The organism is Vibrio antiquarius (assembly GCF_000024825.1).
GTDB classification, from domain to species: Bacteria; Pseudomonadota; Gammaproteobacteria; order Enterobacterales; family Vibrionaceae; genus Vibrio; species Vibrio diabolicus.
In genome coordinates this window covers 1561077-1573007 of the sequence record NC_013457.1, presented here as the reverse complement: position 1 = coordinate 1573007, position 11931 = coordinate 1561077, and the positions used below count along the sequence as shown (strand labels likewise).

At 45.3% G+C, this 11931-nt stretch carries 7 protein-coding genes; 1 reads left to right on the top strand and 6 read right to left on the bottom strand.

The window, feature by feature from the left end; genetic code table 11:
- Positions 1-76: 76 nt before the first annotated feature.
- From VEA_RS21905 to VEA_RS21880, 6 genes are all read right to left on the bottom strand, one after another.
- A complete protein-coding gene (locus tag VEA_RS21905) occupies positions 77-1183 on the bottom strand; it encodes an OmpP1/FadL family transporter (protein ID WP_006742175.1) in 1107 nt (368 codons plus the stop codon).
- Positions 1184-1303: 120 nt separating this feature from the next.
- Positions 1304-4444, bottom strand: coding sequence for an efflux RND transporter permease subunit VmeQ (gene vmeQ, locus VEA_RS21900; protein ID WP_006742176.1), 3141 nt, complete (start codon positions 4442-4444; stop codon positions 1304-1306).
- Positions 4445-4454: 10 nt separating this feature from the next.
- Positions 4455-5597: an efflux RND transporter periplasmic adaptor subunit VmeP gene (gene vmeP / locus VEA_RS21895; RefSeq protein WP_005391278.1), complete on the bottom strand. Its 1143-nt coding sequence runs from the start codon at positions 5595-5597 to the stop codon at positions 4455-4457.
- A 103-nt stretch (positions 5598-5700) separates the two neighbouring features.
- Positions 5701-6492, bottom strand: coding sequence for a hypothetical protein (locus VEA_RS21890; protein ID WP_005479226.1), 792 nt, complete (start codon positions 6490-6492; stop codon positions 5701-5703).
- A gap of 530 nt (positions 6493-7022) precedes the next feature.
- Positions 7023-9182: a prolyl oligopeptidase family serine peptidase gene (locus tag VEA_RS21885; protein ID WP_006742177.1), complete on the bottom strand. Its 2160-nt coding sequence runs from the start codon at positions 9180-9182 to the stop codon at positions 7023-7025.
- Between the two features lie 206 nt (positions 9183-9388).
- Entirely contained in the window at positions 9389-10960 is a 1572-nt protein-coding gene (locus VEA_RS21880) for an ATP-binding cassette domain-containing protein (protein WP_006742178.1), read from the bottom strand.
- A 391-nt stretch (positions 10961-11351) separates the two neighbouring features.
- Here VEA_RS21880 and VEA_RS21875 point away from each other — a divergent pair, with 391 nt between their 5' ends.
- A complete protein-coding gene (locus tag VEA_RS21875) occupies positions 11352-11777 on the top strand; it encodes a universal stress protein (protein WP_005392539.1) in 426 nt (141 codons plus the stop codon).
- Positions 11778-11931 lie beyond the last annotated feature (154 nt).

Below are 11931 nucleotides of genomic sequence, written 5' to 3'. Positions count from 1 at the left end.
ATGGCGTGACGGCATCCAGTGCAGGTAGTTAGGGTAGAATGGCCTGTAAGAAAGGCGTTTTAGCGATTAGGAATGATTAGTTTTTCCAGTTGTAGCTCATGCTCATGAAGTACAGAGCAGGCTCATCAAAGCCAGCTTGTAAGCTTGGCGTTTCTGACGATTCCATCAAGATCGCTTCAAACGCGAAACCGATTGAGTTTTCTGAATCCAATGTGTAATCAATGCCTGTGCCAATGCGGTACGCCTTGCCAGTAGGAACGGTTATGTCACCGTTTGATTGGCTTTCATACATGCTGGTATCGAATGCAAAACCTGCATTCCACATCATTTTTTCATTCAGTTTGTACTGAGTACCCAATGCGATTTGGTAAGTGTCTTGTGTCTCTACGTTCAGCGTGGTTGTGTATTCGCTCCAGTCTTGCCAGTTCACGTTCCACATCACCGCTAGGTCATCATTCACTTCATGGTAAGCACTGAAGATCAGTTGTTGTGGAGCAATGGAGTTACTATTGTCGAATTCAAATTCGGTTTCAGAAGAATAAGACAGACCAAGACGCGTGCCTGGTGTTGCCTCATAAAGCACACCTACTCGGCCGTTGACTTGAGTATCTTGGTCTTCGTCTAAGTATTTTTTATGCACGCCAGAGCTAGCCAACGTCCCTTCAGCTTCTACTTCATACATACCGTACTGAATGCCAAGCGCCGCACCCACAGACCAGTGATCATTGATGCGGTAAGAAGCGGAAGGTTGAATGGTCAAGGCTTGTGTCGTTGCTGTAGGAATATCTAAATGATTACCCAAAAGACCTTCGTACTCGAGACCAAGGCCGTAGTTGCCATATAAACCAATACCCAGCGTCCATTTGTCGTTCACTTGTTGGCTGTAAAATGCCGACGCCATAGGAACAAAACCAATCACGTTGCCAGCATCGCCAGTCATCGTGTCTAGTTGCGCGTCACCGTAAAGGCCAATCAGGTTACCAGAGAAAGATTTACCAGAAACATTCGCCAGACCAGCCGGGTTTGCAGCCATTACTGAGGCATCTTGCGCACGAGCCGCCATACCAGCGGATGCCAAACCAATATCCGATGCTGTTGTTTCGTAAAGGTATAACCCACCCGCTTGCGCAGCAGCACACGTCAGTAGAGAGCTCGCTACGACGATTTTTGAAAGATTTTTCATGCTAAAACCTATTATTGTTAGGGGAACCCACGCTGCGACGGTGGTTGTATATCAATGAAAGGCATTGGCCAATCGCACACAGCGTGGGGGTGTTGTGGAGTCAGTCGGTTGAAATCAGCGTTATTGCTCGCTCACCTCAAGTTGAGTGGGTTTCTTTCGCTTAAACTTCTCGCGCAGAGATTGCATCATCACGAAGAACACTGGCGTCAGCAACGTGCCTACAAACGTAGAGAGAATCATGCCGCCGAATACCGCAAAGCCCAGTGAGTGACGAGATGCCGCACCAGCACCCGATGCAATCACCAACGGGAATACCCCCCAGATGAAGGCGAATGCGGTCATCTGTACTGCTCGGAAACGGATTCGAGCAGCTTCTTTGGCAGCATCAATGATGGATAAGCCCTTTTCTTCTCGCAGAACTTTGGCAAATTCCACGATAAGAATCGCCACTTTGGCGGACATACCGATCAAGATGACCACACCAATCTGCACGTACAAATCGAACGGTTGTCCCACCAGCAGTAGCGTGCCCATTGCGCCGAGAATCGCGACTGGAACCGCCATCATTACCGCAGCAGGAATAGTCCAACTTTCGTACTGAGCCACCAAGAACAAGTAGGTGAACAGCAAAGACAATGCGAACGCGATTGGTGCCATGTTGCCTGCTTTCATCTCTTGGTAAGTCATGCCTGACCACTCGTACGAGTAACCACTTGGCAAAGACTCTGCAGCCAGTTTTTCAATGGCTTTTACAACATCACCCGAGCTGTAACCTGGCGCTGGCGCACCGTTCACGGTTGCAGAACTGAACATGTTGTAGTTCGACAAGGTATCAGGGCCGAAGATCGGCTTCACTTTCACTAGCGTTGCCAGTGACACCATTTTTCCAGAGCTAGAACGAACAAACAGATGGTCGATGTCGTCGATGTTGTCACGGTATTGCTCTTCTGCTTGCACTTTCACTTGGTACGAACGACCAAACAAGTTGAAGTCAGAAATGTAGGCACCGCCCAACTGTGCTTGCAGTGTGCTGAAGATTTCATTCAACGGTACGCCCATCGAAATCGCTTTATCGCGGTCAATATCGATGTAACGTTGCGGAATGTTCGCACGGAAAATCGAGAACGCACGCGCCACTTCTGGCAGTTGATTGATTTGGGCAACAAAATCAGCGGTTGTTTTTGCCAACTCTTGTGGAGAACGGCCCAAGTTGTCTTGCAGCACAAGGTTGAAACCATCCACCGCACCCATGCCTTTGATTGCCGGCGTCGCGAAAACGAACGAAGCGGCATCTGGCGTTGAGTTCAGCATTTGGTTAACTTTATTCATCAATGCGCGTTGGTGTAGCTCAGGGGCTTTACGTTTGCTCCAGTTATCCAGTTTGATGATCAACATGCCCGAGTTTGGAATCGACGCCATGTTAATTACCGAGAAGCCCGCAACCGAAACCACGTTCTCCACACCTTCCATCTGTTTTAGCTCATCAACGTACTTCTTCATTAATGGTGCAGTACGCTGCAATGCTGATGCGTCTGGCAAACGCATTTCGACCATGAACACGCCTTTATCTTCGTTCGGTACGAAAGAAGAAGGTACGGTCATGAACGCAAACGCCAGCACCGCAATAAGCGCGCCATACACACCGATACTCAGCACAATGCGGCGGCTCAAGAAGCCAACTAAACCTTGGTATTTGCGCGTTATTGCTTCAAAACCTCGGTTAAACGCACGCAAAGGCGCAATAGGTTGCGAGTGAGTAGATTTCAACATCAACGCACAAAGCGCTGGCGTTAACGTTAATGCGTTGATCGCAGAGATCAGCACCGACACACAGATGGTGACCGCGAACTGGTTGAACATTCGACCAGAAATACCCGGCAATAGCGCAACCGGTACGAATACCGCCAACAAAATAAGCGTTGTTGCCAATACAGGACCCGTCACTTCTTTCATGGCTTGGATCGTGGCCGGAATCGGGTCTAAATGCTCTTCATGGATAACCCGCTCCACGTTCTCCACCACGATGATCGCATCGTCCACCACGATACCGATGGCGAGGATCAAGCCAAACAACGAGATGGTGTTAATGGTCATGCCCATCACGCCCATGATTGCGAACGTCGCAATGATGGAAACCGGAATCGCTAAGGTTGGAATGATGGTCGCTCGCCAGTTCTGCAAGAAAACGTACACAACGAAGGTGACAAGAAGTACCGCAATCACCAGTGTCTCGTACACTTCATCAATAGACGTCTCTACGTATTCGGTAGAGTCATACGCGATGTCGTAGACCAAATCATCTGGGAACGATTTCTCGTACTCTTTCATGGCCTCTTTCACGCGTTCCATCACGTCTAGCGCGTTCGCTGTCGGCAACTGGTACAAGGCCAGAACGGCGGCTGGTTCGTTATTCATACGACCATCAGCTTCGTAACCTTGTGCGCCAACTTCCACACGAGCCACATCTTTCAAGCGAATCAAAGAACCTTTCTTGCTCGCGCGGATGATGATGTTCTCGAACTCTTCCGCAGAAGTAAGTCGACCTTTGGTTTGCAAAACATATTGATATTGCTGGTCACCCGGAGCTGGCATACCACCGATCTTACCCGCCGCCACTTGGATGTTTTGCGTTTTAATTGCGCCAATAACATCACTAGCGGAAAGCTTCAAGGTGGCCAGTTTATTTGGGTTCAACCAAATACGCATTGAGTAGTCTTTCTTACCCAACAGCGTAATGTCACTCATACCTTCGATACGTTTTAAACGCTCAACAATATTGAGATCCGCATAGTTAGAGAGGTAGATACTATCGTGAGACTGTTTCGGGGAACGCAGTGTAATAACGCCCAACATGTCAGAAGATTTCTTCTTAACCGTCACACCGATTTGGTTTACTTCTTGTGGGAGAGAAGACGTCGCTTGCGCCACCAAGTTGTTCACACGAACTTGCGCCATATCGCCATCTGCACCCACTCGGAAATAGATACGTAGTGTGTATGAACCATCGTTACCAATCACAGAAGACATGTAAATCATGTCTTCAACGCCGTTGACTTTGGCTTCTATCGGCTGTGCAACCGTCTTTTTAACCACGTTCGCGTTTGCACCCGGATACATGGTGCTCACCGTAATTACCGTCGGAGAGATTTGAGGATACTCAGAAATTGGCAAGACTTTCAGGGCGATCATACCCATCAATGTCATCGCCAGTGAGATCACCAAAGCAAACTTCGGCCGGTGAATGAAAAATTTACTTAACATCAGTACTCACTCAGCCTTGTTCACTCTGTAGTTCAACGTCTTTCACCGTTGCACCCGGACGCACTTTTTGTAGACCATTGACGATGACTTTTTCGTTAGCCGCCAAACCAGTCAGCACAGCACGTTTCACACCGTAGGTCTGACCGAGTTCAACGTTACGACGAGACACCACGTGATCATCACCAACCACCATGACGTAGTCACCCGCTTGGTCTTGCTGAACAGCCGCCGATGGGATAAGCAAACCATCAATGGTTTTGTTGCGCAGCTTGATGGTCAAGTTGCCATATTCACCCGGCATAAGCGCGTAAGTTGGGTTATCGAATTGTGCTTCTGCTCGAATTGAGCCTGTTTCTAAATCGATCTTGTTGCCAACGGCGTAGATCTTGCCATCAAGCGGATACAATGAACCGTCTGAAAGCGTCAGTGTTAAATCAACATCCAGTTTGTCATCGTTACGATGAGCCACATCAATCGCGCTTCTTACGCGGCGGTAGAGCTTCTCATCCACATCAAAGCCAAAGCGAATTGGGTCGATTTGAGTGATCGAAACAAGAGGAACGAGTTGAATTTTCGAAATACGGTCACCCACTCGGAAGTTGCTGAAACCCACGCGGCCAGAGAAAGGAGCACGCACAGAGCTAAATTCAAGATCGAGCCTTGCTGAAACCAGCGTCGCTTTCGCCTCTTCTACCGAAGCAATCGCTGCGGCGTGCGCAGCAATGGCATCATCGTATTGCTGCTCACTGATGCTTTTATCTTTGATGAGTTTCTTCACACGTTCTGCATCACGCGTAGTTTGAACGAGTTGTGCTTTGGCTTTTTGCAACGACGCTTTTGCATACGCCAGTGCCGCTTTGTAAGGACGGTCGTCGATTTCAAACAGCAATTGGCCTTTTTCGACCATATCGCCATCTTTAAAATGAATCGCGGTTAATTCGCCACCGACTCGAGGCATAATATCAACGTCATTTACCGCTTCAGTTCGACCGATAAAAGTATGATAAGGAGTGATTTTTGTTTCGGTTAGAGTAACGGTTTCAACAGAGGGTGCTTGGGCAGTTTTCGTTGCGATATCGCCAGTTTTGCATCCTGATAGTAATGCAGAAGATATAGCAATAGATACCAACGCAAATTTATATTTGGCTTTCATGATAAACCTACTTTATGTAGAAAGTGCCCTAGCCTAAATATTTAAATATATGGATAAACACACTTTCTATTCTGGAAATAAACGAGGGAGTTAGAATTGGGAGTTAGAATTGGTAGTTAAATTCGATACGGTGATCACCATCACCGAAATTAACGTGCTCATTCCAGTTTGCAAAGTAACGAATATTTGCGCGAGGATTAATTTGATAAGACAACGCAAACTCATGAGTTAAGATATTATCTTCACCCGCGTAATAAGTATCTTTATATTGACTAGACCCTGACAATGTATGCATATACATTGGGTTGTAGTTAATCCAGATTTTATCGGTTAATTCAATTTTTGAGTACATACCGACAACGGTGAAAGTACCTGGAATTTCATAACCTTTGTCATCACCACTAAAATCATTAGCAATAGTGACACCCGCACCAGCTAAAGGAAATAACTGCAACATGCCAAACTTAGGTAGGCCTTGAATAAAGCTATAAGATGCATCTAATTTATCGTTATCAACATCGTAGTTTACATCTAATTGACGCCCTAGACCTTTTGCGACTTCTACTTGGAAATTACGTAGTCGGAAAGAGTCAATGCTGTCATCAACATTGGCATACATTGGATCGTCATTGTCGCGAATGCCAAATAGCTCACCACCAATGCCTTTCATTTCGATGATGTTCATCGCCATGGTGCCAGGCTGGCTAGATTGGTAAGTTTGACCGATTTTGATGTTCGCGCCTTTGTCAGTAATACCAAAGCCTGCTTGGGTGTAAACCGCAAGTGGGTCAGACATATCTTGTAGTTCTTCGTCATTATTTGTCTGAGCATAAGCAGAAGACGCGAGTTGAAGGGCTGCTGCCATGATAACAACAGACGGTTTCACTAAATTCATAAAACTGTATCCATTTTAATGATTATAAAATTATTCACGTCATGAGGTCATCATAAATAGCAAGCAACACAACTCGCTTTGGATAATATAAATTATCAAAGCAAATTTAATAATGACGAAACATAAGACGTTTTAATTAAAATAAAATAAAGCGTCGTAAAAGTTCAATCACTGCTACTTATATCTTATATAACTTGAAATTTGGTAAACTTTACTAAGAAGGGAATATTAAAACTTATGAAAATTCAATTATCATTAGAACAAATGATTAATTAAATTTACCATATAAATAAGGAGTGCAATGGTGTTAGGTGATCGCGATCAAGTTTTATTTGTATCGTATATTACTCTTCAGGTAAAGAAGAGAGTTGTAATAAATTGCAAATACCTTAATTTAATTAGCCTTGCGGTCAATTTAGAATAGTTACTCCACAATAAATTGAAAGGAAATCACACTCTGTGATCTCCTTTTATTTTCGAGTGCAAAAGCACCAATGCATTTCGTTAACTAAAAACGCAAACGATTCGCACTATTGCAGTTTCTCTATCCCCATATTGAATAGTGCAAAGCTATAAATATCTGCATTTGTCTCAATTATTTTACGCGTTGGTGTGCCAGCACCATGTCCTGCATTGGTTTCGATGCGAATCAAGGTCGGATTTGAACCCGCCTGTTTTGACTGCAACTCAGCAGCAAATTTGTAAGAGTGAGCAGGAACAACACGATCATCATGATCACCCGTTGTAATCAATGTTGCTGGGTATTCCACCCCCGCTTTTACATTGTGCACTGGCGAATAACCTTTCAGATATTGGAACATCTCTTTACTTTGCTCTGCCGTACCGTAGTCATACGCCCAACCAGCACCTGCGGTAAAAGTATGATAACGCAGCATGTCCAGTACGCCGACTGCTGGCAGCGCCACTTTAAACAGCTCTGGACGTTGCGTCATAACTGCCCCCACTAACAAGCCACCATTCGATCCACCGTTAATGGCTAACTTGTTTGATGACGTTACCTTTTCATCAATTAGGTATTCAGCCGCCGCAATAAAGTCATCAAACACATTTTGCTTTTGCATTTGAATGCCAGCGTTGTGCCACTCTTTACCATACTCCCCACCGCCACGAATGTTCGCTACCGCGTAAACACCACCAAGCTCCAACCAAGCCGCACGTGTCGGGCTAAAAGATGGTGTGAGGCTGATGTTGAAACCACCATAACCATATAGGATGGTTGGTGCACTGCCGTCCATCGGTGTCCCTTTTTTATAGGTGATGATCATCGGCACTTTTGTTCCGTCTTTTGAGGTGTAAAACACCTGGCGAGAGTCATACAAAGCTGGATCAAATGGCGCTTTAGATTTGTAGTACACCTCGCTATCACCACCTTTGATGTTCAGACGATACGTAGTGCTTGGCATCTTGTAGTTGGTGAAAGAATAGTAGACTTCGGTTTCTTCTTTTTTACCCGAGAAACCGTATGCGCTGCCAATATCAGGCAATTTGATTTCTCGGATGAGTTTGCCGTTCATGTCGTATTGCTTCACCATCGAGATCGCATCAACAATATAGCTGGCAAACAAGTTGCCACCCGCGGTAGAAACACGTAACACGTTCTTTGTTTCAGGGATCAAATCTTTCCAGTTTTTGGGCTGCGGCTGACTCGCATCCACCGTCACGACGCGTTTGTTCGGCGCGTTAAGGTTCGTAACCAAGTACAGCTTCGTGCCTTGGTTGTCTATCACCCAAGTATCAGAACTGGTGTTGTCTAAAATGGTTTTAAGCGGGCTGTTTGGCTTACTCAAATCTTTAAAGAACAGTTTGTTACCCGATGTCGATACGCTGGCTGAGATAAACAAGTAGCGTTCATCATCCGACGTATAGCCGCCAACATAACGGTATTTCTCTTCCTCAAAACCTCCGAAAATCAGCTTGTCTTCACTTTGTTTCGTCCCAAGCTTATGAAAGTAGAGCTTGTGTTGATCTGTCTTCGCGGAGAGTTCACTCCCCTGTGGCTTGTCATAACTCGAGTAATAGAAACCTTGATTGCCGAGCCAACTGATGCCGCTGAACTTAATATCCACCAGCGTTTCACCGACTGGCTTTTTGGTTTCTGTGTCTAACACAATGACTTTGCGCCAATCGCTACCGCCTTCCGAAATGCTGTATGCAACCAACGAACCGTCTCGTGAAAAGCTCACTCCCGCTAATGATGTGGTGCCATCCTCACTAAAAGTATTTGGATCGAGGAAAATTTCTGCTTCACCATCACCTAACTGCCGATAAAGCACATCTTGGTTTTGTAACCCGTCATTTTTGTAGAAATAAGTGAACTTACCCTCTTTGAACGGTTGGCTTTGCTTTTCGTAGTCCATGAGCTTAGTGATGCGCTCTTCAATCTGCTCGCGGTAAGGGATTTTCGACAGATAATCAAACGTCAGTGCATTTTGTGCCTTCACCCATTCTGCGGTTTCTAGGCTGAGATCGTCTTCCAACCAGCGATAAGGATCACTCACTTTTGTACCAAAGTAGTCATCGACAACATCCACTTTTTGTGTGGTTGGATACGTGATGGCTTTCGGGGTTACCTGTTCAACCGACGATTGCGCCGCTTCATTTGCATGCGCCACAGACAATACACTTCCGAGTGCGAGAGCCGTTGCGAACGCTAGGGTGTTCTTTTTCATGAAATTCCTTTTTATTTTTCTGTTGTCTTTTTGTGCAATACATCAGAACTCTACTATATATCGACAAAATGAATCTAATTTCATTAAACGAGTTGTGAAAGCCATCCTAACTCCCTCATTTCCCGCCAATTCTACATATCGGTAAGTGGCGGTGTAGAGCTTAGGAACAACGCTGAAGAGCTACGATGGCGTTTACTCTCTTTCGTTTAATTCAGTTCGATTTGACGCAAAACCCCAGACTCAGAAGCGAAATCTTGGTCGTGACTAATCAGAACAAATCCACCTTTGTATGCATTTAACGCCTGACTAAGCATTATTTTTGAATCGAGATCGAGATGGTTATCTGGCTCATCAAGCAGCAGCAAAGGCAGAGAGTGTTGGTGGCTGACGATCAGCATCGCGAGCTTCATCTTCTCGCCACCACTGAGTACGCATCCCAACCGAAACACAGCGTCTCGACGAAAACCGATCCCCGCCAATAAGGTTCTCGCTTCACTTTCCGTCATCTCTTGGCAGGTCTCCATTACGTTCTCAAGTAACGAAAGATTTGGATTCACTGCGCCAAAGTGTTGGTCGAGATAATACAAGGGAGTATTCACTTGCAGCTCACCACTGAGCAACGACAACTCGCCAAGCAACGTCTTTAACAAGGTTGACTTTCCGCAGCCATTTTTCCCTTTGAGATGGACTTTATCGTTCGCAAAAATCTGCAAAGTGATAGGAGTAGAATCCCCAAAAGGCAATATACCTTCTTGTATCGACAACACTTTTCGCGAACGGTTCGGATTATCTGCAAGATAAAGCTTTTGCGCTTTGAGCTGCTCATGTCGCGATAGCAACGCCCGCTCTTTGGCTTGTAAATGCGCTTGTCTGAGTTGCTCATTCTTATTGCGATTTGAGGCGTTGGCGGTCGCGCTATCCTTTTTGCCATCAAGCAAAATTTTGGGCTGACTGCCGTCTTTGCGCAGTTTGTTCCCTTGCGCGGCGCGTTGGTCTGCTTTTTCGCGATTTTTCTGGGCTTGCTCAGCTAACCGTTTATTCTGTTTATCGACCTGCGCTAACTGCCTTTCGATCGCTTGTAGCTCAGTGCGTTTTTGCTCGGCATACACATCGTAATTTCCACCAAAAACCTGTAAACCTAGGCCCGATAGTTCCCAAATTTCCTCCATTGATCGCAGCAGCTCACGATCGTGACTGATGAGTAAAATCGCGCCGCCGAAATGCGTCATAGACTCTATCAGCCATTGTTTCGCCTCGGTATCGAGGTGATTGGATGGCTCATCGAGAATCAAAAGCTCCGCTTCGTTTTCAAACAATTGCCATAACTGCAAACGCGCCAACTGACCACCACTGAGCCGAGCACATGAGAAATCAGGGTCTTGCGGCAAGCCCATCGCAGCAAGCTGCTGTTTGAGTTTCGGTTCAATATCCCACTGTTCGCCAACCAGTTCGAACCAATGCTCAGAAACATCACCTTGTTCAATCTGCTTCAAAGCATGCAAGACCGAGTCTGTTCCCAGAAACTGGGCGATCGATTGCTGACCTGAAAGCAAATCAGACGGCTGCTGGCGATACATCATGAAAGAAGAGGGAAAAGTCACAACACCGCTGGAAGGCTGAGTTTCTCCCGCCAAAATTGAAGCCAAAAGTGACTTACCGATGCCATTGCGCCCAACCAAACCAACACGTCGTTTAGTCATGGAACAAGAAATAGACTGGAATAGCGTATCGCCATTATCAAACTGATGGCTAACATTAAAAGCTTGTAAAACTGGCATAATTTGCCTCCTGTATGACAGGGACAACAGCCGTAGCTATGATTTGAGATTGCAACAAAACGCGTGCACAAACGCATTAAGCTTTATGTACAGCTCGACGATAAACGTCAAATCAAAAAGTCGTCTTGTTGCAAAGAAATATCGGAAAGTGAGCTACGCCTACTAACCCTGCAGATCCAAAAAATAAGTAAAAATATGGATAACAGGTTTAGTTCTTCATGTTGGCGTAATCTCCTAGAGAAATGATTTGCGAAGTTTAGCGGGTTTTCTGACTAAAAAGCAAGCAGCATTATTTATCAAAACTTTGAACGATTTCGAGATCTTATCTACACAAATTTTGCCCAAGCCATACTATGCTTACAGTAAAGCTAATCCACATAAGGGCGTGGTAATGAAATACAAACATATCCTTGTTGCACTCGAACTGTCCGATGAGAGCACTGTTCTGATCGACAGAGCCGTAGCGATGGCTAACTATCTCGACTCCGATATTTCATTCATCCATATTGATGGAACTCACGGGGAAATTTATCGTGAGCTCGTAGACATTAAAGAGAACCCAGACCAAAGGCCGCTGAATGAGCACTCTATGGAATGTTTGAGAACATTCAGTGAGTACATGGATTATCCACTCAAACACTTCTTCGTGGGTACTGGTGATTTAGCCGATAAGCTCGAAATTACCATCAAAGAGCAAGAAGTGGACTTGTTGATTTGTGGACATCATCAAGATTTCTGGAGCAAAATCATTTCCTACTCAAGACATCTTATCAACAAGTCACCAGTCGATATTTTAGTCGTTCCTATTCATGATTAATTAGAATTTGACGCTTGCCAAAACCACCAACTTATTTGGTGGTTTTTTATTGATATTGAAACAGCTTAAGCACTTTTCCAAGCTAGCTTGACGGCCATTTATGAGTTACATTTTCTAACCAACCTGCGCTCCTACCGGGCATGGTTATTTAGAT